The organism is Wenjunlia vitaminophila DSM 41686 (assembly GCF_000380165.1).
Classification (GTDB): domain Bacteria; phylum Actinomycetota; class Actinomycetes; order Streptomycetales; family Streptomycetaceae; genus Wenjunlia; species Wenjunlia vitaminophila.
The window spans coordinates 25,481-49,152 of sequence record NZ_KB904666.1; the positions used below are offsets into that span (position 1 = coordinate 25,481).

The following is a 23,672-nucleotide window of genomic DNA, read 5'->3' on the forward strand; positions in this document are numbered from 1 at the left end:
GACACCGGGCCCGCAGGCGAGCGGCACCAAGAGTGAGGACCAGAGATGTCGAACATTGCTCGGGTGAGTGGCTATGCGCATCTGACGACGGATGACCTGGTTCCCCCCGACTCCCCGCACGTCTTCTTCGACCCGGCCGACACCGAGACCGGCGTCTGGGTGGCCAACGACCTGTTGACCGACGGGTGCTCCGTCCTCGACCTGGGTTCCGGGAGCGGCGCCGCAGCCGCGGCGATGGTCCGGGCCGGTGCGGCGCGCGTGCACGGCGTGGACGCGGGCGCGGAGAGCGTGGCCTGGGCGATGGAGCACTACGCGTCGCCGCGGACCGATCCCCGGGTGACCGTGGCGCAGGGGGACTTCTCCGAGCTGTCCACCAACGAACTGCTGGCCACGGCGCCGACCCCGCTGGGCCGGCCGATCATCGTGACCAGCACCCTCCCGTACGTTCCGCTGCCGGAGCAGGTGAACGGACAGCGGCGTTCCATCGCCGGCGGTGACGACGGGCTGAAGTGGGCGCCGACGGTCATCAGACACGCCCGGTCGCTCGGCTCCGACCTGGGACTCAGCATCGCCAGCTACTCCAGCCCGCGCCGGGCGCTGCGGCTGTTGCGCTCGGCCGGGTACCGGGTGGAGTCGGTGACGCTGGCGGCGCTCCCCCTGGGGGAGTTCACGTTGCAGCACAGCGAACGGGTGCTGGCCCTGGAGGAGACCGGAGAGGCGGTGCTGTGGCGGACCGGCGGGGGACCGACCCGCTACTTCATCCTGGGGCTGGCCTGCCGGTGGGTGGGCGCCGAGGACCCCCTCGAGGAGGGCAGGCTCACCGGGGACATGCTGCTGCGGCTGCTCAGGGTCGCCGCCCGGTCGCGCACCGGCGCGTTGGAGGCGCTGGACGAGCGGGGCGCCAGCGACTGGTCGGGGACGACGGGCTGGTCCGGGCCGGTGCGGGTGCTCGACCTGCCCCCGGCCCCCGTGCGCCAGCACTGTTGACGAACGAAGCAACCCCAGTCAACGGCCCGAAACTGGCGGCGGCCGGGTCAGCCGCCACCGCTCGTGGTCGGACGCCGCCGGTCAGGCACGGACCGCCGTCCGCACCTCCTGCGCCGCCTTGTTGTCGAACGACGCCCTGACCAGGCCGGCGGCCAGCCTTGCCGGTGCCTCTCCGTCCCGGGTCCGGCCGGGGCGTCCACGCCCGGCCTTCCCGCCCCCGCGCTCCGCCCCGTCCTCGGCGAGTCGGCCGAGCCGCTCGGGGGAGGTGGGCAGGCCGAGCCGTTCCGCGCCCTTGCGGGCCCGCTGGTCGAAGTACGGCGCGTACTCCGGCCACACGGCCTGGGCTTCCCGCAGGAAGATGTCCACCCCGACCGGGCCGATGCCGGGGAACTGCTGGAGGAGCTCCTTGGGGTCGCCTTCGGCGCGCATCCGCCGCAGGTCCCCGCCGTACCGTTCCAGCAGCATCTCCGCCTCGTTCCCGAGCTGGGTGGCGGTGCGTTCGTCGTAGCGGCGGTACCCGCCCTCACCGAGCGCGTCCACCCGTTCCTGCCAGGTGGCCTGCGCCATGCGTTTGGGGTCCCGCAGACCGTGCGCGAACAGCGCCCGTGCCGCGTCCACCGCGATGTCCGCCTTGATGCGGGCGCTCAGCAGGTGGGCGAGGACCAACAACTGGTACAGCGACGCGGGTGTGTCCCGCAGCCGGATGCCGGCCTCGGCGGCGTACGTCTCACCGCAGCGCTCCAGCAGTGCCCGCGCCACGGCCTGGGGGTCCTTGGTGGCTTCTGGCTTGTCAGTCACGCGCTCCGGGTACCCGCCCGGTCGGGCGTCAACCACCCGGGTGAGCCGCGCACCGCCGGCGGGCACCCCCGCCCGGTCAGTTCCACTGGGTCTGGTGGCTGACCCTGCGGTCGGCCCGGTCGTACTCGTCCACGGCGGCCACGGTCTCGCCGGGGAGCAGGGGGATCGCGTAGGCCCGGTAGGTGGTTCCGGGCAGCGACGTCACCCCGGCGGTGCGAGTGCCCCCGCCGTCGAGCGTCAGGACCGCGCGGGTGACCTCGGCACCGGGTTGGACGACCAGGACCCGGAAGCCGCGCACTGCCTTGTCGGTGTGGCCGAAGAGACCGGCCTGCTCGTTGAAGCCGTGGGCGCCCTCGACGACGGCGCAGCCGGACCAGGGGCCGCCCTGGTGGTCCACCCGCACCCCACCGATCACGGTGCGCTGACAGAGCAGGCTGGTGCCCGGCTCCGGTGAGGTGCCGGACGGCGGGGGGAACCGGGGGTCATCCCCCGGGTAGTCATCGGGGATCTCCCGGTACAGCTCCAGGGTCACCGACCAGGTCGTCCCTCCCGCGGTGCCCCCGCCGACGCGCTCGGTGACCTTCGCCGGAACCGACGCGGGGGAGTGCGGCGACCCCGCGGGGGGCAGGGGAGTTGCGCGCCCGTCACCGGAGCCGGACCACTGGTGGACGACGGCGCCCCCGCAGCCCAGCACCACCGTGCAGACCACCGCGGCCAACGCGCGGTGGCGGGCACGACGCCGGGCACGTCCGACGCGCAGGATCGCGTCCACCGGCGCGGGGGACGGCTCCCACCGGGTGGCGGCGTCCTGCATGGCCGTGCGCAGCTCCCGTTCCACCGGGTCGGGACGGTCGGGCGGCGCGGTCATGTCGGCTCACCGGGCGGGACGAGGGCGAAACCGGTGAGCGCGGGGTGGGCGCGGAGCTTGGTCAGTGCCCGGGACGCCTGGCTCTTGACCGTGCCCACCGAGCACCCCAGGGTGCGCGCCGTGTCCTGTTCGCTCAGGTCCTCCCAGTACCGGAGCACGATCACCGCCCGTTGACGCTGGGGCAGTGCGGCGAGTGCCTCCATCAGCACCTCCCGTTGTTCGACGTGCTGGTTCCTGCCGGACCCGCCGGGGGTGTCCGGCAGGAACGGGGTCAGCAGGTGGGCCACCCGCCGTCTGCGGTGGCGGCTGCGGTTGTTGTTGATCAGGGCGCGGCGGACGTACAGGTCGGCCTCGTCCCGCCGTACCCGGGGCCACTGGGCGTAGACCTTGATCAGTGTGGTCTGCACCAGGTCCTCGGCCTCGTGGAAGTCGCCGGTGAGCATGTGGGCCATGCGGACCAGGTACGGCCAGCGGGCCGCGGTGAACTCCGTGAAGTCGGCGTCGCCGCCGCGCTGGTTACGGGTGAGCACAAAGACATGTCCTGGCGTCGGGGGAGGCCGTGACGGCCTGCGGGGGAGGGGAACGCGGGCGGTGCGGGGAGCGGGCCCCGCACCGCCACTGGTCAGCGCCAGTTGGTGTCGTGGCTGACGAGGTCGTTCTGCGCGTCGTAGGTGTCCACGGCCTCGATGGTCTCGCCTTCGGCGATCGGGACCGCGAACCCGCGGTAGTTGGTGCCCGGCAGGGCGACCACGCGGGCGGAGCGGGTCTCGCCGTCGCTGAACGTGACCGTGGCGCGGGCCACCGTGGCACCGGGCTGGGCGGTGAGGACCCGGGTGCCGGTGGTGCCCTTGTCACTGAGGCCGCGCAGCGCCATCTGCTCGTTGAAGTCCTTCGCGCCGTCAACGACGGTGCAGCCGGACCAGGGGCCGCCCTGGTGGTCCACCCGCACTCCGTCGATCACGGTGCGCTCGCAGAGCAGGCTCTCGCCCTCCGGGGCGTCCATCCCCGGGAAGGACGGCGGGGTGTAGCCGTCCGGCAGGGTGCGGTGGAACTCCAGCGTCACCGACCACGGCACCCCGTCAACGGTCCCGGAGCCGACCACCCGGGAGAGCGGACCGGCCTTGGCCGTCCGCGCTTCCGCCCCGGCGGCCTTCTCGCCCCGCGCGGGTCCGGCGGCCTGTTCGGCGGTGACCTGCCGGGTCACCGACGTGTTCCCGGCCGGGTCGGCGGTCCCGGCGGAGGACCCCCCGGAGGCCAGGGCCGAGGCCGTGGGCACCGCGACCGCGGTGGCGACCACCGCGGCGGCGATGGCGAACTTCCTGATTCGGGTCATCAGAATCGTTACTCCTCACACAGAGCGGACAGACAGGAGAGGCGCCCTCCTGCCCCTCCCTACTCCGCCCCGTGCCGCCGGGTTGCACGCCCGACCCACCGACTTCCGCGATCCCTCCACGCCGCGCCCCGGGCGAGCGGGCGCACCGTACCGCGCCGGCTCCCCTCCCGGACGGACGGCCGCCACGGGGTTCCGGCACGGTCACTCCTCGTCGCCCTCGACCGTTCCCCGGAGCGCGCCCTCCGCCGCCTGGGGGCGCAGTTCGGTGGCGAGCACGTACGCCACCCGGATCGCCTCGTAGTCCACCTGCTCGGCGACCCGCTCCGGCAGGTTCTCACGGTCGCTCTCCGACATCGAACGACCGCGCCACTCGCCTTCGAAGGTCACCCGGGGCGCCGGGGCGCGCTCGAAACGCAGGTGGTCGGCCTCGACCCAGGCGCGGAAGTCGATGTCGGGTCGCCACGGTCCTCCCCGCCAGGGTCGCCACTGGTCCGGCCGGCCCCGCCACGGCCGGCCGGACCGGGGTTCCGGCTGTTCAGGCAGGTACGCGGACTCCGGTGACCTTCATGGCGGACGGCCCTCGTCCCCGGTCGTGGCCTCGCCCGCCCCCTTCGCCGTGTCGCCGGCCTCCTTCGCCGTGTCGCCGGCCTCGCCCGCGGCCTTCCCCGCGCCCTCGCCGACCTGGGATGCGGCGTCCCCGGCGCCTTCGCCGACTTCGCCTGCGGCCTTCCCGGCGCCCTGGCCCACCTGGGAGGTGGCTTCCCCGGCGCCCTCGCCGACCTGACCGACCGCCTTCCCAGCTCCCTCGCCGACCTGGGATGCGGCGTCCCCGGCGCCTTCGCCGACTTCGCCCACCGCCTTCCCCGCGCCCTGGCCGACCTCGCCGACGGCCTTCCCGGCGCCCTGGCCGAGCTGGGAGGTGGCCTTCTCGGCGCCCCCGGCGACATGGCCGACCGCCGACTCGGCGGTGGCTGCCAGACGGTCCAGGATCTGCGGGTTGTTGTCGAGGGTCTGGAGCACCCGCTCGACGATCGCCGCCACGTTGTCGAGCCGGACCTTGAGCAGTGCCTGGGCCTCCACCCCCTTGATGGTCAGCTTGGTCTCCCCCAGGCCCACGTCCGCGCCGACGTGCAGCTTCACCAGGTCCAGCACCTCCGCGCGGAGCGAGACCCGGGCCCGCAGGTCCCTGACCTCGAGGTCGATCTCATCGACCTTGACCACCGGCACGTCAAGGAAGACGTCGGAGTCCTCCGAGCCGTCGTTCTCCCGGGCCGTCTCCTCACTTCCCATTCTTCCGCCCGTTCTGACCGTTGCCCCCGCCGCCGTTGCCGCCGTTCCCGTTCCCGTTCCCGTTGCCTTCCGCGCCGCGCTCGCCGTTGCCCTCGCCCTGGTCCTCCCCGTTGGTCTCCCCGTTGCCTTCGCCCTCCCCGTTCTCGCCCTGTTCCTCCTCCCGGACGGCGTCCTCGTGGCTGCGCACCACCTCGCCGTCCCTGACCTCGCCACGCCAGCCCTGGACGTCCTCCGCGGCGAGGGTGACGTACCGCTGGAAGTGCTTCAGGTCCAGCCGCAGCCGGCGCCCCTGCGCCCGCCAGATGTTGCCGAGCTTCTCGATGAAGCCGGACGGGTAGTACTCCACGACCGCGACCACCCGGGTCAGCGTGGGCGTCAGCTCGTGGAACGAGACGGCGCCCCGGGTTGTCCCCTGGCTGCCCTCGGAGTTCCACACGATCCGGTCGTCCGGCACCTGCTCCTCGACGGTGGCCTCGAAGGTCCGTTCGAAGAACGAGATCTTGACCTTCCACTGGGACGTGACCTCGTCCGACTGATCGACGTTGGCGACCCCCTTGGTGAACACACCGAACTTCTCGTACTGGGTCCAGTGGTCATAGACGGTGCGCAGCGGCACGCCGATGTCGATGGTTTCGACGATGTTCGTGACCTTGGTGTTGCCGGCCTCGGACTCCTTGCTGCCCCCGCCGTTCCCCCCGTTGCCGTCCTGGCCGCCGCCCTTGCCTCCACCACCCATGACCCGGTCCTTCACTCCGCGCAGCGCGCCGCCGGCCGCCGCGGTGGGCTTCTTCCCGCTCAACACCCCGGCCGCGAGGTCGGGCACCACCCCACCACCGCCGGCGGACTGGGTGATCCGTTGCGTCGCGTCGGTCAGCCGGGAGCTCGCGGCGTCCACCAGACGGTCCGCACCCGTGCTGACCAGCCGCATCAGTTCGTCGCCGATCCGGTCCAACGGCGAGGGGGTCTGCCCGTCGCCCTGCTTCTCCTCGCCGGCCATCAGCGGTCACCTCCACGGCGTGCCGAAACCTGGGGCGTGGACGAGCGCACCGGGCGCAGCGGCCTGGGCCGGCGGGACGGCAGCGGCTCCCCGGGCTTGCGGCCACCGGCCGGCTTGGTCGGGGGGGTCTCGCCCCGCCCCTTCGGCTCCGCCTTCGAGGGACGCCTGCGCTGCTGGGTGCCCCGCCCCGTGCCCGAGGGTTCGCCCTGCTCCTTGGCCTCGCCCTGCTGTTCCTCCCCGCCTTGTTCCTGTTCCTTGGCCTCGCCCCGCTGCTCGTCCCCGCCCTGTTCTTGTTCCTGTTCCTCCCCCTCGCCCTCGCCCTGCCCCTTGGCCTCCTCCCCTTCCCCGGCCTGTTCCTCCCCTTCGCCCTGTTCCTCGCCCTCGGCCTCGGCTGGCTCCTGCTTCTGCTCCTGCTTCTGCTCGCGCTGGCCCTCGGCCTCGGCCTCGCCCTCGTCCCCACCGGCGCCCTCGCCCTCGTCGCGCCCGGGCTTCCCCCCGCCGGCGAGCGACCGGGTGAATCCGGCCAGCGTGTCGGCGATGGCGTCGCAACCACACTTGACGGTGGCGTTGACCGCGGACCGTCCGTTGGCCGCGAGCTCTCCGCGGACCCGGTCCTTGACCTGGCCGAACTGCGGGGACGACCCGAGTTTGCGCAGCCCCTCGGTGACCATGGTCCTGGGGTTCATCTGTGCCCGCCGGCCCAGGGCGAACGAGGCGAGGGCGATGGCCAGCTTCGCCTTCTTGGTCCGCCCCAGCAGGTAGCCCGCGGCCATCCCGGCCGCCACGGCGGCCCGGGTGTTGTCGCTTTCACTCATGTCGCATATCCCTGTCCGTTCCGCTCCGTCCGGCTCGTCGCCCCTTCATTCGAAGACCGGGCGGACCGCGGCGCCACCGCTGATAGACCAGTCGGGTAGCGACACGCCCCGGACTCGGTGAACGCGCCCACGAGGGACAGACCCAACGTTTCCGCACGGCGGCAGCACCGCGTCCGGTGGCCGACGTCACAACCCGCCTCCTGGCGGGGGCCGACGCGTCGGGATACGCTTCCCCGTGCTCCGCCCGCGCGGGGCCCACAACTGAATGCGTACGCGACTGGGGAAAGCCGGTGAGATTCCGGCACTGACCTGCAACCGTGAGCAGCGCGAACCCGCGCTGCGAGTCGGACCGCCCACCGCGCTACGTGCACTGCTTCTCACTGTCATGGTCTGCAGCGTGGAGCCTTGAGCCCGTCCGGTTCTTCGGCCCCTGTCGCTCGCGTTGGAAAACGCAACGTCAGGGGCTCGTCATTTGGGGGGCGCACGGGGTCCAGGTGCCGACCCCGGAACGAAGGGCACCTCCGATGGCCGCTCCGACCCTTGCGTTGACCACCGCGTTCGGGCTGCTGGTCGCGGCCTCCAGCCTGGCCCTCGGCCCCTCCCCGGCGGAAGCCGTGGACACCAGTCGGGGCCTGCCCGGTTTCTGCCCCGACAGCAACGGCGTGACCGTGGTCGTGGACTTCCGCGAACTCGGCGGCACCACCATCGTCCGCTGCGCCGTGGGCCACCAGGACACCGGCCTCGCCGCGCTGAAGGCGGCCGGCATCCAGGTCACCGGCACCAACCGGTGGGGCGAGTCCTTCGTCTGCCGGCTGGAGAACAAGCCGGGACCGGACAGCGAGCCCTGCATCGACACCCCGCCGGCCGACGCCTACTGGTCGTACTGGCACGCCGCGAACGGTGGGTCGTGGACCTACAGCCAGTTCGGGGCGACCAACCGCACCCCGCAGGACGGCGGGTTCGAAGGCTGGTCGTTCTCCCTCAACCACGACGCCGGCGAGGCGCCGGCCCCCCGGGTCGCCCCCCGGCGGCCCACCCCCCAGCCGGGGGGCAGCTCGGGCGGGGACACCGGTGGGAGCACCGGCGGTACGGGAACCAGCACCACCAGCGGCGGCGGCAGCGGCGGTGGCAGTGGCGGTGACGCGCCTCCGGCCACCGACCCCGGCGGGACGGCCGCCGGCGGGACCACGGCTGGCCCCGGCGGAACGTCCACGGGGCCCTCCGGGACGTCGGGGACCACCCCGGACCGCGGCGACCGGCCCCGGGACCGCCACGGCGCCGGCGAGCGGCAGCCGAACGGGGGACGGGGCACCGACCGGAAGAGCGGCGCCCCACGCCCCTCCGCGTCCCGGCCCACCCCCTCGGGGTCCGCCGCCTCCGCCCCCGCGGGCCCCGGAGCGTCGGTCACCCCCACCGGGTCCGCCGACTGGACCGGCGGCGAGGACACCACGACGGTGCAGGCCGCCCGCGACAGCGGGGTGCCCACCGGGACCGTCGTCGGGGCCGGAGCCGCCGCCGTCCTCGCCGGCGCCGCCGGTGTCACCGCCTGGCGTCGCCGCACCGCGTCCCGCGTGGGCGAGCCGCGGTGAGGGCCCTTCCCCGGTCCGTGCACCCCGGCGCCTGGTGGCTGTGGGCCCTGGGCCTGGCCGCGGCGGCCAGCCGCACCGCCAACCCGGTGCTGCTGGTGATGATCCTCGCCGTCGCGGGGTTCGTGGTGACCCAGCGGCGCGACCACGCGCCGTGGGCGCTGGCCTTCCGGATGTACCTGGTGCTCGGCGCGGTGATCGTGGCGATGCGGGTGGTCTTCCGGATCGTCTTCGGCGGCGGGCAGGGCGACACCGTGCTGTTCACCCTCCCGGAGATCCCCCTGCCGCACTGGGTGGCCGGCGTCCGGCTGCTCGGTCCGGTCGCCGCCGAACAACTCCTCGGCGGCCTCTACGACGGACTCAGGCTCGCCACCATGGTCGCCTGCGTCGGCGCGGCCAACGCCCTGGCCAACCCCAAGCGGATGCTGAAGGCCCTGCCCGGCGCGCTCCACGAGATCGGCACCTCGGTCGTGGTGGCGCTCTCCGTCGCCCCGCAGCTCGTGGAGAGCGTCCAACGGGTGCGCCGCGCCCGGCTGCTGCGCGGCGGCACCGTGCGCAGGGGCCTGCGCGGCACGGACGCGCTCCGCGGCATCGTCATCCCCGTCCTGGAGGACGCGATGAACCGTTCCCTCGCCCTGGCCGCAGCGATGGCCTCCCACGGCTACGGCCACACCGGCCGCACCGCCCCCCGCACCCGGGCGCTCACCGGCGCGCTGGTGATCACCGGGCTGCTCGGGGTGTGCGGCGGCCTGTACGGGGTGATGGGCGCCAGCACCCCCGGCTACCTCGGCACCCCGCTGCTGCTGGCCGGACTCGCCCTGGCCGGCTGCGGGTTCGTCCTCGGCGGACGGCGGGTCACCCGCACCACCTACCGGCCGGACCCGTGGCGCGGCGCCGAGTGGCTCGTGACCGTTGCCGGGCTGGCCTCCGCCGGGCTGATGTACCTGGCGTCACGCACCGACGCCACGTCCCTGTACCCCTCCCTGGCCCCGCTGGCCTGGCCCGAGGTGGCCCTGCTGCCCGCGGTCGCCGCCCTGGTCGGGGTGGTCCCCGCCTGGCTGGCGCCCGGCCCACCACGACAGGCGGTGCGCCCGTGATCCGCTTCGACCAGGTGACGTTCACCTACTCCACCGCCGACCTGCCCACCCTGCGCTCCGTTGACCTGCACGTCGGCGAGGGCGAGCTGTGCCTGGTCACCGGGCGCACCGGCGTCGGCAAGTCCACCCTGCTCAACGCGGTCAACGGGCTGGTGCCGCACTTCACCGGCGGCCACCTCCAAGGCAGCGTCATCGTGGCCGGACTGAGCACCGCCACCGCGCCGCCCCAGGAGTTCGCCCCGGTGGTCGGCGTCGTCGGGCAGGACCCCCTGGCGTCGTTCGTCACCGACACCGTCGAGGAGGAACTCGCCTACGGCATGGAGCAGTTGGGGGTGGCCCCGCCGGTGATGCGCAGACGCGTCGAGGAGACCCTCGACCTGCTGGGCATCGCCGAGCTGCGCCGACGTCCGCTGCGCACCCTGTCGGGCGGCCAGCAACAGCGGGTCGCCATCGGCTCCGTGCTCACCGCGCAGCCCCGCGTGCTGGTCCTGGACGAACCCACCTCGGCGCTCGACCCGACCGCGGCCGAGGAGGTGCTCGCCGCGATCACCCGGCTCGTCCACGACCTCGGCACGACCGTGCTGATCGCCGAACACCGGGTGGAGCGCGTGGTGCAGTACGCCGACCGGCTGGTCCACCTGGCCGGCGACGGGCGGGTCCTCGACGGCGCCCCCGCCGACCTGATGCGCACCTCGGACATCGCCCCTCCCGTGGTCCGGCTGGGGCGCCTCGCCGGCTGGGACCCGCTGCCGCTGTCGGTGCGCGACGCGCGGCGCCGGGCGGGGGACCTGCGGGACCTTCTGCGCGCACACCAGCCGCCGGCGCAGCGGACACCCGAGCCGGTGCCGGCCGTGGCGGGTACCACACCGGCTCCCGGGGCCGCCACCGCCCGCCGCCCCGCCCAGGCAGCGCCCCCCGTCCCCGCCTCCTCCGCCACCGCCACCTCCTCCGCCACCGCCGGTCACGGTCACGGCCACGGTCACAGTCACGGCCAGGATCACGGACAGGGTGGCGGTCCCGCCCTGTCCGCCCGCCGCCTGGTCGTCGCCTACCCCGACACCACGGCCGTCCGCGGGGTGGACCTCGACCTGCGCCGGGGCGAGGTCACCGCCCTCATGGGCCGCAACGGCTCCGGCAAGTCCTCGCTGCTGTGGGCGCTCCAGGGTTCCGGGCCGCGACGCTCCGGCACGGTGGACGTCGCCGGAACCGACCCGGGCCGGGTGCCGCCCCGGCGGGCCCGTTCCCTCGTCGGCCTCGTCCCGCAGACCGCCGCCGACCTGCTCTACCTGCACACCGTGGACGCCGAGTGCGCCCAGGCCGACCACGAGTCGCGGGCGCCGGCGGGAACCTGCCGGGCGCTGCTGGACTCCGTCGCCCCGGGGCTCCCCGGTGCCCGGCACCCCCGCGACCTCTCCGAGGGCCAGCAACTGGCGCTGGTCCTGGCCGTGCAGCTCACCGCGGCACCCGGCGTGGTCCTGCTCGACGAGCCGACCAGGGGCCTGGACTACCACGCCAAGGAGACCTTCGCCCGGCTGGCCCGCCGGCTCGCCGGGGAGGGCCGGGCGGTGGTGGTCGCCACCCACGACGTGGAGTTCACCGCGCGGGCGGCGGACCGGGTCGTGGTGATGGCCGAGGGAGACGTGGTGGCCGACGGCCCGACACCCGACGTCGTGGTCTCGTCGCCGGCGTTCGCACCCCAGGTCACCAAGGTGCTCGGCCCCCAACGGTGGCTCACCGTCGAACAGGTCCAGCAGGCCCTGGAGGCGGCGTGACGTCCCCCGCCACCGCCCGTCGCCGGCTGCCGGTGCTGCCGATCGGGGCGCGGCCCGCCGTCGTGCTGACCCTGGCCAGCGTCGCCGGACTCGCCATGTTCTTCTGGCCGCTGTTCGTCGCGCCCACCCCCGAGGCCACCGCGCACACCGCCGACGCCCCGCTGGTCTTCGTCCTGACCATGCCGGTGCTGCTCGCCGTGGTCCTCGCCGAGATCTCCTCCGGCGGGATCGACGCCAAGGCCCTGGCCATGCTCGGTGTGCTCTCCGCGATCAACGCGGGCCTGCGGCCCCTGGGCGCCGGCACCGCCGGCATCGAGACCGTCTTCTTCCTGCTCGTCCTGGCGGGCCGGGTGTTCGGCCCCGGCTTCGGCTTCGTCCTCGGCTGCACCTCCCTGTTCGCCTCGGCGCTGCTGACCGCCGGCGTCGGGCCCTGGCTGCCGTTCCAGATGATCGCCTCGGGCTGGGTCGGACTCGGCGCGGGACTGCTGCCGAAACGCCCCACCGGGCGGGCCGAGATCGCCATGCTCACCGCCTACGGGATCCTCGTCGCCTACGGCTTCGGGTTCCTGATGAACATGTGGTTCTGGCCGTTCACCACGGGAACGGACACCCAGCTCTCCTTCGTCGCCGGCGCCCCCGTCCTGGACAACCTGCACCGCTTCGCCGTCTTCACCCTCGTCACCTCCACCTGGGGCTGGGACACCGGACGCGCCGTCACCAACGCCGTCGCCCTCGTCACCCTCGGCCCGGCCGTGCTCGCGGTGCTGCGCCGCGCCGCCCGCCGAGCCGCGTTCGGTGCCCCCGTCACCATCACCCCCGCCCCACCCGGGGCGCCGCGCGAGGTGCCCCGCGCACTCACCACGCCACCCCGGGGCCGGCCCTGACCCACGCCGCGGGCCCGCACCGCGGCCCACGTACCTCGACCAACAGCCAACGGACCACCCCCACCCACGAAGACACGACCGAGGAGCCGCACCGTGCCCCTGCTCACCCGGCGGAGAACCGCCGCCGCCGTCATCCCCTCCGCCGCACTGGTCACCGCCCTGCTGCTGCCGGCCCCCACGCACGCCGAACAGGCGCCCCCGCCGCTGAAGTCCCCGGCGAACGCCGGCGCCACCTGGATCGCCTCCAAGCTCACCGACGGCACCCACGCCTCCGGTGACCACGGCCTGACCGCCGACGTCGTCCTGGCCCTGGCCTCCACCGGCACCGGCGGCGCCACCGCGGACAAGGCCACCGACTGGCTGGCCGCCAACGCCGAGGCGTACATCACCCGCGGCACCCCCGGGGCCGTCTTCGCCGGAGGCGCCGCCAAGCTCGCCATGGTCGCCGCCGTCGAGCACCGCGACCCGCGGAACTTCGGCGGTCAGGACCTGGTCGGCACCCTCCTCGGCCGCCTCCAGGACAACGGGCGGTTCACCGACGACCTCCCCGGCGACGGCTCCAACCAGTTCACCCAGTCCCTGGCCGTGCTCGCCCTCCAGCGCACCGGGGACCTGCCCGCCAAGGCCGTGGACTTCCTCGCCGGCACCCGCTGCGCCGACGGCGGCTACCCGCTGTACTTCAAGACCGACCCGACCAAGTGCAAGTCGCACACCGACAGCACCGGCCTCGCCGTCCAGGCACTGCTCGCCGCCGGCCGCACCGCCGACGCCAAGCCCGGCCTCGACTGGCTGGAGCAGCAGCAGCTCCCGGACGGCAGCTTCCGCGACAACGGTTTCGGCACCCCGCCGGGCAACTCCAACTCCACCGCCCTCGACGTCCAGGCGCTGGCCGCCGGGGGCCGCACCGAGGCCGCCGCCAAGGGCCTCACCTGGCTCAAGGGCGTGCAGGTGGACTGCTCGGGCGCCGCAGCCGACCGCGGCGCCGTCGGCTACTCGGAACCCAAGGCCGACGGCGTCGCGCTGCGCGCCACTGCCCAGGCGGTCCCGGCCCTCGCCGGCAAGTCCCTGGGCGAGATCGACGGCAAGGGCGCGGCCAAGGACCTGGAACCCGTCGACTGCACCCCGGGCACCCCGGGCGGGGACCCCGGCGGCAACTCCGACGGCAACGCCAACGGCGACCCGGGCGGCAACCCGGGCGGCGGCGACCCCCAGGGCACCAGCTCGGGCAACGGAGATCCCCAGGGCACCTCCAACGGCACCGACTCCAACGGCACCGACTCCAACGGGACCGAGTCCAACGGCACCACCGACGGCACCGACACCCAGGGCGCCGACGGCGGCACCACCGACGGGAGCACCGGCGGCACCGACCCCACCCCTGACCCGTCGCCCTCCGCCTCGACCGGCGGCACCACGAGCACCACAGGCACCACCGGAGACGACTACACCTCGACCTCCGGCGGCACCACCGACGGCGGCAAGCTCGCCGCCACCGGCTCCAGCACCCTCCCGCTCGCCGGAGGCGCCGCCGCCCTGCTGTTCGCCGGCGTCACCGCCGTCACCCTGACCCGCCTGCGCCGCCAGCGCCGCGCGTGACCGTCCCCGCCCAGCGTTCCCCCTCCCGTGCCCACCGGCACCCACCCGAAAGGTCACCCATGTCCCTCGCCAGCGTCCTGCGCCGCACCGCCGTCGCAACCGCCGTCCTCGGTCTCACCCTGACCACGGCCTCGACGGCGACCGCCGCCCCCAAGCGGCCCGTCGTCAACGCCCCCGTCACCGTCAACCTCACCGTGCAGGGCCCCGCCAGCACCCTGTTCAGCGGCTCCCTCTCCACCACCGGCCACGACGTCACCACGGCGTCCGGCGGCACCCACCACTGCGACGGCACCAACGGCGGAGCCAACACCACCCCGGGCGCCACCCCCACCGCGGCCCTCGACGACGCCGCACACACCCAGGGCTTCACCTGGGACGGCACCTGGTACGCGTCCTTCGACGACTACTTCGTCACCAGCATCGCGTCCGTCCCCGGCGGCGCCGACGCCTACTGGAACATCTCCGTCAACGGCACCCCCATCCCCGTCGGCGGCTGCCAGTTCCGCCTGAACAGCGGCGACAAGGTCGCCTTCACCTGGACCGAGCTGTAGGAGCCCCCGGCCCCCACCGGCAGGTGCCCGTCCCGCCCCACGTGGGACGGGCACCCCGGGGGGCCTCACGCCCCCCGGGCCCACCTCACGCCGGCGGGATCGACAACGCGTGGCGGAACACGTTCAACGGGTCCCAGCGGCGCTTGGCCGCGCGCAACCGCGGGGCGCTGCCCTTGTAGTAGAGCTCGTACCAGGGCACACCGGAGGTGTTCCACCGCGGGTCGGCCAGGTCCCGGTCCGGGTAGTTGACGAAGGCGCCGTCCAGCACGCCGTCCGGCACCGGAACACCCCCCGAGTCCGGGTGCGTGTCCCGGTACAGGCCGCGCAGCCAGGCGAGGTGCCGCTCGTCGTCGTCCGTCTGCTGCCAGGCCGTCAGGTACATCACCTTCAGGACCGCGTCGCGCTGCGCCACCACGGTGGCCCCGGGCGCCACGGCGTTCACCCGACTCCCGTAGGTGTTCAGGCTCACCATCCCGCTGGTGAGGCCGGCGTCCCGGGTCAGGTAACGGTGGATGGTGCCGATGTCCCGGTGTGTCAGGGCCCGGCGGCGGTAACTCGACTTCACCTTCAGGCAGTACCGCAGGCCGGCCTCCTCGGGCGGGCCGAGCAGCGCGGACGACAGCCACGACATGCGGGTGACCCGACGCGTGCTGCTCAGCCCGAGGCCCTCGTCGAGAGCGGACAGGTGCGAGTCGAGCACCCGCCGGGCCGCCCCGCCGCCCCCGGCCACCTGGCCGATCATCATCACGCTGCCCATGGACCGGTGGGACAGGACGAACTCGCTGTAGAAGCCGGCCTCCGGGACACCAGCCGCGCTGTTCCGCTCCACCCACGCGCCGTGGTTGTCCAGCAGCCGGGTGAACGTGGGGAGGTCGAGCTGCTCCCAGGGCCAGTGCACGGCGAAGTTCAGCACCTCCTCCGGCGGCGCCGGGAGCAGCCCCGCCGGGTCCGTACCCCGGGCCCCCGGCGACCGGAACCAGAAGCGGGTGGCGACTCCGAAGTTGCCGCCGCCACCCCCGGTGTGGGCCCACCACAGCTCCCGGTTCGGATCGTCCGGCTCACGGGTCGCCACCACCGGCCGCGCGACCCCCGAACCGTCCACCACCACGACCTCCACCGCGTAGAGGTGGTCCACCGACAGCCCGTACATCCGGCACAGCGGTCCGTACCCACCACCGGGGACGTGCCCACCGACCCCCACGTCGGGGCACCACCCGGCGGGAACGGTCACCCCCCACCCCAGGAACAGCCGCCGGTACGCCTCCCCCAGAGTCGAACCGGCCCCCACCACGAACGCCCGGCGCTCCGCGTCGTAGGACACCTCGTCCATCGCCGACATGTCGATCATGACCCGCACCCGCGGGTCCTCCACGAAGTCCTCGAAGCAGTGCCCCCCGCTGCGCACCGCCAGCCGCCGGCCCGACCGCACGGCGTCCTGCACCGCCCGCACCACGTCCCGGGTCGAGGTGACGACGTGGACCGCCTCCGGGCTGCCCTGGAACCTCAGGTTGTAGTGCCGGTCAACGAGCGACGGGTACCGCGGGTCCCCCGGCCGCACCACGACGGGCCCCGGCCCGGCGGCGCCCGCCCCCTCCGCGGGACCCCCGGCCGCCGTCGCCGCGTCCGCCGTGGACCGCGCACCCCCCACCGCGAGCCCGGCGGCGGTCACCGCCGCGGTGCCGCGCAGCACATGTCGTCGTGTGTGGTCAGCCACCGATCACGTCCTTCCCTCGTCCCACGCCCACACCGGAACGGCGGGGGCGAGGGCGACGCTACGGACGGCTACCGGGGAGCGACATGGTGTTGGGTACCGGGCCCATGGTGGCGCTGGCCCCATGGCACTCCGCCCGTCCCTCGTCCATCATGCGCCCCCCGCGGGCCGGCCCTACGACCGCGGCGCGACCACCGGCACCCAACGCCCGAAACCCCATGTCACGGCCCCCACCAGCGCGGTAGGGTCAGCCGCGAACGGCCCAAGTTGGGGACGGCGGCGACGCACACGGAGGTCGAACCGGTGACGGCGGCAGGACGCTCCTCGGTACCGCGACCCGCACCACCGCGCCCGGCCCAACAGTGGTTCCAGGAACGCCCCTCGCCGTACCCCCACGAGCAGGACGCCCTGGACCACGTCCGCCACCTGATGCCCCCCGCCGAGCCCTACCGCGCCTGGGCCACCTTCTCCTTCACCGCCCAGTCCGGCCGCGTCAACGAGTGCGACCTGCTGGTCGCCGTGCCGGCCGGGCTCTACCTCATCGAGATCAAGGGCCATCCCGGTCGGCTGGAGAACACCGGCTCCACGTGGAAGTTCCGCGGCCCCGACCGGATGCGCACCATCAGCAACCCCCTGCACCTGACCGACCTGAAGTGCAAGGAGCTCAAGAGCCAGCTCCTGTGGGCCGCACGCAAAGCACGCATCCCCGAACGGGCCGTTCCCCGCGTCGAGCCCGCCGTCTTCCTCTCCGCCCCCAGCCTGGTCAGCCACCTCGACGAGATCCAGCGGATCAAGGTCTACGGCCGCGACGACGGCTCCAGCGGCCTCGCCCGCATCTGGCAGGACTTCCTCGGCCGCCCACCGGAGCGGCCCGAGCGGCGCATCACCCCCGAGTTCTCCCGGCACCAGTTACCGCGCCTGCTCACCGCCATCGGCATCCGCCAGTCCACCGCCCACCTGCGGTTCGGCGAGTCCTGGAAGCTGGAGCCGCGCCCCCTCGACGCCGGCACCTCCTGGGAGGACCGCCTCGCCACCCGCGACGACGGCCTGGTCAAGGAGGAGGGCAGGGTCCGCGTCTACCTGGTCAACCGTCTCGCGACCGAGACCGCGAGGAAGACCGCCGACCGGGCGGCCCGCCGCGAGTACCAGGTGCTCCAGGGCATCCACCACCGAGGCATCGCCGAGGCGGTCGACTTCCGCGAACACATGGGCGGCCCGGCGATCCTGTTCCGCCACCGCCACAGCGACCTGCGCCTCGACCAGTACCTCGACGCGTACGGCGACCGCCTCGCCCCCGAGGTGCGCCTCGACATGGTGCGCCAACTCGCCGAGGCCCTGCGCTACGCCCACAACCGCTCCCTGCACCACCGCGCCCTCGCCGCCCGCTCGGTGTACGTCACCTGCCGCACGGACGGCTCCCGCCCCGAACTGCGGATCACCGACTGGCAGACCGCCGCCCGGGACTTCGACACCAACACCACCGTGCTGCGCTCCGTCGGCCGCTCCACCCTGGACGCCGCACTGATCGAGGACGCCTCCCAGGTCTACCTGGCGCCCGAGACCGACCAGCCGTACACCGACCCCGCGGACCTGGACATCTTCGGCCTCGGCGCCATCTCCCACCTGGTGCTCACCGGCCAGGCCCCCGCCCCGCAGCGCAGCGGCCTGCTGGAACGGCTGCGCACCGACGGCGGGCTGCACCTGTACGCGGTCGCCGACGGCTTCACCGACGCCCTGGACGACCTGGTCTTCCAGGCCACCCGCTCCGACGTCAACGAACGCCTCAGCTCCACCGAGGACTTCCTGTCCCTGCTGGACCAGGCCGAACAGGCCGCCCTCGTCCCCGAACCGGCCACCGCACCCGCGGTCGATCCCCTGGAGGCCCTGCCGGGCCAGTCGTTGGACGCCGAGTGGTCCGTGGCCCGGGTGCTGGGCACCGGCGCCACCGCCCGCGCCCTGCTGGTGACCCGGGAGACCGAGGACGACGACGGCGAACCGGTGCGGGAGGAACGCGTCTTCAAGGTCGCCCTCGACGAGTCCAAGGACGAGCGCCTGCGCGCGGAGGCCCACGCGCTCGGACAGGTCGGCGGCGGCAACGTGGTGCGGCTGCGCGGCGACGGCCTGCGGCAGATCGGTCCACGGACCGTCCTGGAGCTGGAGTACGCCGGCCAGGAGTCGCTGGGCGCCCGGCTGCGCGCCGAGGGCAGGCTCAGCCCCCACCTGCTGGAACGCTTCGGCGACGACCTGTTCCGGGCCCTGGACCAGCTCGCGGCCAAGGGGGTGCGGCACCGCGACCTGAAACCGGACAACCTCGGCATCTACCGGCGCAAGGACCGCACCCTGCAACTGATGCTGTTCGACTTCTCCCTGGCCGACGCCTCAGACCGCGACCTGAGAGCCGGCACCCGCGGCTACCTCGACCCGTTCCTCGGCTCGACCCGCCGCGCCCTCTACGACGACCACGCCGAACGCTACGCCGCGGCCGTCACCCTGCACGAGATGGCCTCCGGTGAACGGCCCCTGTGGGGCGACGGGCAGGTGGACCCGCTCACCAACGAACAGGCAGAACTGTCCCTGTCCACCGAACTGTTCGAGCCGGAGCTGCGCGACGGGCTCGCCGGCTTCTTCCGCCGGGCCCTGCACCGCGACATCGAGCACCGCTTCGACACCCTGCGGCAGATGCAGGACGCCTGGCGCGAGGTCTTCCGGGCCGCCGACTCCGCCGACCTCGGCGCGAGGAACGAGGACACCGAGGAGGCCCGCGACCGGGCCGCCGCCACCGCGAGCCCCGGCACACCGCTCGACGAGGCCGGGCTCACCTGGCGCGCCGTCGCGGTGGCCCGCGCCCTCGGCGCCACCACCGTCGGCGAACTGCTGGACGTCCCGCCGTACGCGATCTCCAAGGCGCGCGGCGCCGGAGCCCTGGTCCGCCGCGAGCTCAACCGCCGCCGCAAGCAGTGGACGGCCCTGCGCGCCCCCACCACCCCCGTCCCAGCGCAGCGCACCGGTGTCGCACCGGCCACCGCCGCGGACTCGCCCGTCACCCCGGGGCAGGCGCAGGCACCGGACGCGGACGTGGTCCTGTCCGTGGACGAGATGGCCGAACGGCTGACCCCGGCGCCCAGCCGCAGGGCCCCCGCCCGCGCCGAGGCCGTCCGCCTCACCCTCGGCCTCCCCCCGGACGACGGCGGTCTCCCGCCGCTGGGCCCCTGGCCGGTCCAGGCCCGGGTCGCCGAGCGGGTCGCCGTCCAGCAGCCGCAGGTGTCCCGCTACCACCGGCAGGCCGCCAAGGAATGGGCACGGACCCCGTGGCTGGAACCGGTCAGGGACGAACTCGTCGAGATCGTCGAGACCGCCGGGCGGGTGATGACGGCCCAGGAGGCCGCCGTCGAGCTGAGGGTCCGCCACGGCGCCGTCGGCGACACCGCCGAACGTACCCTCGCCAAGTCCCTCGCGGTCGTCCGGGCCGCCGTCGAGGCCGAGCTGTGGGAGGGCGACGACGGGGACGGGTCCCACGAGCCCCGCCTGGCCGTCCACCGCCGCGGCGACACCGTCCTGCTCGCCGCCGAGTCCCTGCCCGGCACCGACGATCCCAACCCGCGGGAACTCGCCGAGTACGCCGCCGCGCTCGCTGACGTCGCCGAACGCCTCGCCCGCCAGGACCCGCTGCCCGTCCGCGCCGCCGTCCTGGGCGACCTGCGGGCCGTCCCCGCCCCCGACGGCCTCACCCCGCTCCCGGACGACCGGCTGGTCGGGCTCGCCGCCGCCGTCGCCCCCACCGCCGCGGTCACCCCGCGCCTCGAGCTGTACCCGCGCGACCTGAGCCTGGTCCGGGCCCTGCGCGTCAGCCAGGCCGCCGCCGGGGTGCGCCGCGACCACGGCGTCACCACTGCCGAACTCCTCGCCCGGCTGCGCTCCCGGTTCCCCGAGCTGGCCCTGCTCACCGGCCGTGACCTGCCCACCCACGTGGAACTCGAGGACGCCCTCAGGGAAGCGGGGTTCGACCTCGGCCACGACCCGGAACACGACAGGTTCTTCCCGCCCGCCCCCGAGCCCCCCGTCACCGCCTCACTCACCAGCACCGGCACCAGCCTGCTGGCCCCACCCGCCCGCGCCGCCGCCCTCGCCGGCCAGGACCCGCACACCGCCGTCCGCACCGAGCTCACCGCCCGCGTCGCCCGCGGCGGCTTCCTCGCCCTGACGGTGAAGGCCGACCGGCTCCCCGGCACGGCCGAGACGGTCGCGGCGGCGTGGCCGGTGACCGGTATCGACCTGGGCCGTGAGTTCATCGGCGTCTTCCGCGCCCTGGCCGAGGAGAAGGGCCAGGACTGGCAGAAGGTGCTGCGCGCCGACGCGGCCTCCGAGCCGGGCCGGATCAAGCCGGGCCTGGCGGCGTTCGTCCGCGTGGTGTGGCAACGGGTCGAACGCCTCGTGCTGGACCGGGCGGCCACCCCGCGCACCGTCCTGTTCCTGCACGACGCGGGCCTGCTCGCCCGCTACTGGGACGAGGGTGGACACGACCTGCTGGTCCGCCTCCAGGCCGCCGCCCGCCGCCCCGCCGAGCGCCCGCACGGGCTGTGGCTGCTGTGCCCCGTGGAGAGCCGTGCCCACCCGCCCCACCTGGACGGCCGCACCGTGGAGGTCATCGGCGGCGACGGGGAACGGCTGCACCTGGACCGGGCACTGCTGGACGATGTGCGAGCGCCGGCCCCGGCCCACTGACCGGCACCGGGCGGTCCGGGCTGTCCAGCCACGCCGTCTGGGCCTCCGGGGTGACGGTCAGTCCGAACCGCTCGAACCCGGGGCGACCGTTCCGCGCCCACCAGTGGTGGGCCTCCTCCACCTCGTCCCACAGGCGCCGCACGCCGTGCTGGTACACCACCGGCTCACCACCCGGCGGGTGCACGGCAGCCGCCCACGACCGGTCCCCGGCCAGGCTGTACAGCCACACGGTGGTCGCCCCGTCGCCCGGGGCGTGCACGGTGTGCGCGCACTCCCGCACCTGGAGGCCGATCGCGAACGTGACCGGAGCGAAGGTGCCGGCGGCCAACGCGACGGGGGCCAGGGCGGGAACGGACCGGTCGGCCGCAGCGAAGGACCCGCCGGTGACGTACTCGCCGTGCCGGGGCCACGCCAGCCGCTGGGAACGCGCCTTCATGAACTCCACCGGCCCGGTGAACCGCCCGCTCGCCGTCTCACCGTCCTCCGCGACACACAACCGCACCAGGGCGTCCCCGGAGGAGAACGCGGTGCCCCACGGCGCCACGACCAGTCCACCCGGCCTGGTCTGACGCACCCACGCCGCGGGCACGCTCCGCACCCCGCACGTCGCCACCACCCGGTCGTACGGGGACCGGTCGGACCACCCCGCGAGCCCGTCCGCACACACCACCTGCGGTGCCCTCCCGGCGTCGCGCAGCCGGCCCCGGGCCGTGGCCGCCACCCCGGGATCGACCTCCACCGTCACCACCCGCTCCGCACCGAGGCGGTGGGAGAGCAGGGCCGCGTTCCAGCCCGTGCCGGTCCCGACCTCGAGCACGTCCATCCCGTCCCGCACGTCGAGGTTCCGCAGCATGGCGAGCACCACGGACGGCATGGACGCGGAGGAGGTGGGAACCTCCCCTGGGCCGTCGCCGGAGTGCCGGCCGTCGTCCCACTGGGTCACCACCGGAACGTCGGACTCCGCCCACCGCCACCACGCCTCCGGGTCGGAGCCCCGGTCCACCGGGAAGGACCGCCCGGTCGCCGGGTCGTGCGGCCACATCAGCCCGGGCAGGAAGCCGGCCCTGGGCGTCGCGGCGAACGACGCGGCCCAGTCCGCCGTCATGGTCCCCGTGTCGAGGAGGTGACGGCCCAGCTCCTCCCAGCCGGGCCGCACCTGTCCCCGCACGGGCGGGACGCCGTTCACCTACGGTGCCCCCCGTTGCCCGGGGGCGGCCCACTGTCGGGCGACGGGGGCGGCGGCGGGGGAGGGGGCTGGATCGGGGCGGGGTTACCGCCGTGTCCACCTTCCACGGTTCTCAACTCCTCCAGGTCGAACGTCGAACGGTGGGAAACGCGAGCCCGTTCCGGGAATCCGGGCGGACCGCGGGGCAGGGCAGGCCCGGGGGCCGGCAGCGGTACCACCGCCGTGGTACGTCCCCGAGAGAACCACCTCGCCGACCCACCGCGCGTCTACGCTGGTCCCTGCGCAACCCGACCGTACGGGTTGCTCCGGTGGAGTAGGACTGACCGCGGGTACGTGTTGGGCGCGGCGGTCCGCGTTCGGGAGCCAGCCATGACGCTCACCCCACGCGCACGCGCACGCGGACGCGCGGTCACCGGGACCGTCGCCGGCTACGTGCTGCGCCTGGCCAGGGAGAGCGCCGCCCACACCCAGGCCGGCATGGCCGAGGCCCTGGGCGTGGACCTGGCGACGGTGCAGGGCTGGGAGTCCGGCCGTCGTCCGCTGGCCAACACCAAGGCAGGCACCCTCCGCGACCTGCGGCGCCGGTTACCGGCACTCGGAGCCTGCCCCCGCGTCGTTCGCCACCTCGAGGCGGCCATAGACGCGGACCACGTCATCGGCGCCGCGCTGGACCCGCCGACCGACCCCCGAACCCACCCCCTCGCCCTGTGCGTCCACACCCGGGACACCGCCCACATGATCGCCTGGGCGGTCAACGGCACCACCCCGCCCGCCCTCGCGGCGCTGCCCCCACCGGCCCGTCGGGGCCCCGTCCAGACCGCGCCCCTGCTCCCCGAGGCCGAGCGACACGCGTTCTTCACCCACCTGAGGCAGACCGTGCACACTACGGCCGGCACACCCCGCAACGGCACCCTGCTGCACCGCCAGGCCCTGTACCTCACCTCCTACGACCGCAGCCCGGAAGCGGCGGAGTGGACATCACACACCCTGCGCGGCCGGCGTTCCGTCCTCGGAGCCCGCGGGTGGACGCCCCACTGGACCGAGGCCCGCTCGATCGTCACCGCCCTGGCACGCCGCGGCGACCAACAGCCCCTGGCTGACTTCGTCGAGCTGTCCCTCCTCGGCGACGACACCGCCGAGGCGGCGAACCTCAACTACTGGGCGTACTGGCTCGGCGCCATGCCCGAGACCCAGACCGACGACGCCTTCATGCGCGAACGCACCCTGTCGGACCTGGACCCGGTGACCCTGCTGCGCCGTCTGACCCACGGTCTCGGCCAGGCCCCCGGCTACGTTGACCTGTACGTGCACTCCCTGTGGGCGCTGCTGACCGCCCACCGCTGGCTGCCGACGGCCGCCCCGCCCGTCGCGGACACCCTGGCCCGCAGCGTGGGGCTGCTCCTCGACGGCGGCCGGACCTCGTCCCGGGCACGCGGCGAACTCAGCGAGCTGCACTACCTTCTACGCCATAACTGACAC

19 protein-coding genes are annotated in these 23,672 nt (G+C 74.5%); 9 read left to right on the plus strand and 10 right to left on the minus strand.

Going from position 1 to position 23,672, the window contains the following annotated elements; translation table 11 throughout:
• Positions 1-63: 63 nt before the first annotated feature.
• Positions 64-987 carry a methyltransferase domain-containing protein gene (locus A3IG_RS0112380; RefSeq protein ID WP_018383882.1) on the plus strand — a complete coding sequence of 308 codons (924 nt, stop codon included), beginning with the start codon at positions 64-66 and terminating at the stop codon, positions 985-987.
• A gap of 81 nt (positions 988-1,068) precedes the next feature.
• Here the strand turns inward: A3IG_RS0112380 and A3IG_RS0112385 are convergent, their stop codons facing one another.
• The 8 genes from A3IG_RS0112385 to A3IG_RS29535 form a co-directional block, all read right to left on the minus strand.
• The gene (locus A3IG_RS0112385; protein WP_201787503.1) at positions 1,069-1,785 is read right to left on the minus strand and encodes an HhH-GDP family DNA glycosylase; all 717 of its coding nucleotides are present in this window, start codon (positions 1,783-1,785) and stop codon (positions 1,069-1,071) included.
• A gap of 76 nt (positions 1,786-1,861) precedes the next feature.
• Entirely contained in the window at positions 1,862-2,653 is a 792-nt protein-coding gene (locus A3IG_RS33310; RefSeq protein ID WP_018383884.1) for a hypothetical protein, read from the minus strand.
• A complete protein-coding gene (locus A3IG_RS0112395) occupies positions 2,650-3,183 on the minus strand; it encodes a SigE family RNA polymerase sigma factor (protein WP_018383885.1) in 534 nt (177 codons plus the stop codon). The genes A3IG_RS33310 and A3IG_RS0112395 overlap by 4 nt, the downstream gene beginning before the upstream one ends.
• 92 nt (positions 3,184-3,275) lie before the next feature.
• Positions 3,276-3,986, minus strand: a complete 711-nt coding sequence (locus A3IG_RS0112400) for a hypothetical protein (RefSeq protein WP_018383886.1) — start codon at positions 3,984-3,986, stop codon at positions 3,276-3,278.
• Between the two features lie 201 nt (positions 3,987-4,187).
• Complete coding sequence (locus A3IG_RS34215) at positions 4,188-4,340, minus strand: hypothetical protein (protein WP_018383887.1); 153 nt, start codon at positions 4,338-4,340, stop codon at positions 4,188-4,190.
• Positions 4,341-4,550: 210 nt separating this feature from the next.
• Entirely contained in the window at positions 4,551-5,276 is a 726-nt protein-coding gene (locus A3IG_RS35720) for a hypothetical protein (RefSeq protein WP_018383888.1), read from the minus strand.
• A complete protein-coding gene (locus A3IG_RS29530) occupies positions 5,266-6,273 on the minus strand; it encodes an SRPBCC family protein (protein WP_078500375.1) in 1,008 nt (335 codons plus the stop codon). Before A3IG_RS29530 ends, A3IG_RS35720 begins: the two co-directional genes overlap by 11 nt.
• Positions 6,273-7,088 carry a hypothetical protein gene (locus A3IG_RS29535; protein WP_018383889.1) on the minus strand — a complete coding sequence of 272 codons (816 nt, stop codon included), beginning with the start codon at positions 7,086-7,088 and terminating at the stop codon, positions 6,273-6,275. The genes A3IG_RS29530 and A3IG_RS29535 overlap by 1 nt, the downstream gene beginning before the upstream one ends.
• Before the next feature lie 524 nt (positions 7,089-7,612).
• Between A3IG_RS29535 and A3IG_RS0112425 the strand changes: the two genes are divergently transcribed.
• The 6 genes from A3IG_RS0112425 (at position 7,613) to A3IG_RS0112450 (ending at position 14,574) form a co-directional block, all read left to right on the plus strand.
• Positions 7,613-8,677: a hypothetical protein gene (locus tag A3IG_RS0112425; RefSeq protein ID WP_018383890.1), complete on the plus strand. Its 1,065-nt coding sequence runs from the start codon at positions 7,613-7,615 to the stop codon at positions 8,675-8,677.
• The gene (locus A3IG_RS0112430; RefSeq protein ID WP_018383891.1) at positions 8,674-9,771 is read left to right on the plus strand and encodes a CbiQ family ECF transporter T component; all 1,098 of its coding nucleotides are present in this window, start codon (positions 8,674-8,676) and stop codon (positions 9,769-9,771) included. Before A3IG_RS0112425 ends, A3IG_RS0112430 begins: the two co-directional genes overlap by 4 nt.
• On the plus strand, positions 9,768-11,543 hold the full coding sequence (locus A3IG_RS0112435) for an ABC transporter ATP-binding protein (RefSeq protein ID WP_018383892.1): 1,776 nt from the start codon (positions 9,768-9,770) through the stop codon (positions 11,541-11,543). The genes A3IG_RS0112430 and A3IG_RS0112435 overlap by 4 nt, the downstream gene beginning before the upstream one ends.
• Positions 11,540-12,427, plus strand: coding sequence for an ECF transporter S component (locus tag A3IG_RS29540; protein ID WP_018383893.1), 888 nt, complete (start codon positions 11,540-11,542; stop codon positions 12,425-12,427). Before A3IG_RS0112435 ends, A3IG_RS29540 begins: the two co-directional genes overlap by 4 nt.
• Before the next feature lie 93 nt (positions 12,428-12,520).
• Positions 12,521-14,023: a prenyltransferase/squalene oxidase repeat-containing protein gene (locus A3IG_RS31885; RefSeq protein WP_051087474.1), complete on the plus strand. Its 1,503-nt coding sequence runs from the start codon at positions 12,521-12,523 to the stop codon at positions 14,021-14,023.
• 59 nt (positions 14,024-14,082) lie between these two features.
• Positions 14,083-14,574: a DUF4430 domain-containing protein gene (locus A3IG_RS0112450; protein ID WP_018383894.1), complete on the plus strand. Its 492-nt coding sequence runs from the start codon at positions 14,083-14,085 to the stop codon at positions 14,572-14,574.
• A gap of 85 nt (positions 14,575-14,659) precedes the next feature.
• On the opposite strand, the gene A3IG_RS0112455 is transcribed toward A3IG_RS0112450, so the two are convergent.
• A complete protein-coding gene (locus A3IG_RS0112455; RefSeq protein WP_026220199.1) occupies positions 14,660-16,288 on the minus strand; it encodes an FAD-binding oxidoreductase in 1,629 nt (542 codons plus the stop codon).
• Between the two features lie 300 nt (positions 16,289-16,588).
• On the opposite strand from A3IG_RS0112455, the gene pglW reads away from it, so the two are divergent.
• Positions 16,589-21,007: a BREX system serine/threonine kinase PglW gene (gene pglW, locus A3IG_RS0112460; RefSeq protein ID WP_018383896.1), complete on the plus strand. Its 4,419-nt coding sequence runs from the start codon at positions 16,589-16,591 to the stop codon at positions 21,005-21,007.
• Here the strand turns inward: pglW and A3IG_RS0112465 are convergent.
• A complete protein-coding gene (locus tag A3IG_RS0112465; protein WP_018383897.1) occupies positions 20,928-22,175 on the minus strand; it encodes a methyltransferase domain-containing protein in 1,248 nt (415 codons plus the stop codon). The genes pglW and A3IG_RS0112465 overlap by 80 nt on opposite strands.
• A 387-nt stretch (positions 22,176-22,562) precedes the next feature.
• On the opposite strand from A3IG_RS0112465, the gene A3IG_RS0112470 reads away from it, so the two are divergent.
• Complete coding sequence (locus tag A3IG_RS0112470) at positions 22,563-23,669, plus strand: helix-turn-helix domain-containing protein (protein WP_018383898.1); 1,107 nt, start codon at positions 22,563-22,565, stop codon at positions 23,667-23,669.
• Positions 23,670-23,672 lie beyond the last annotated feature (3 nt).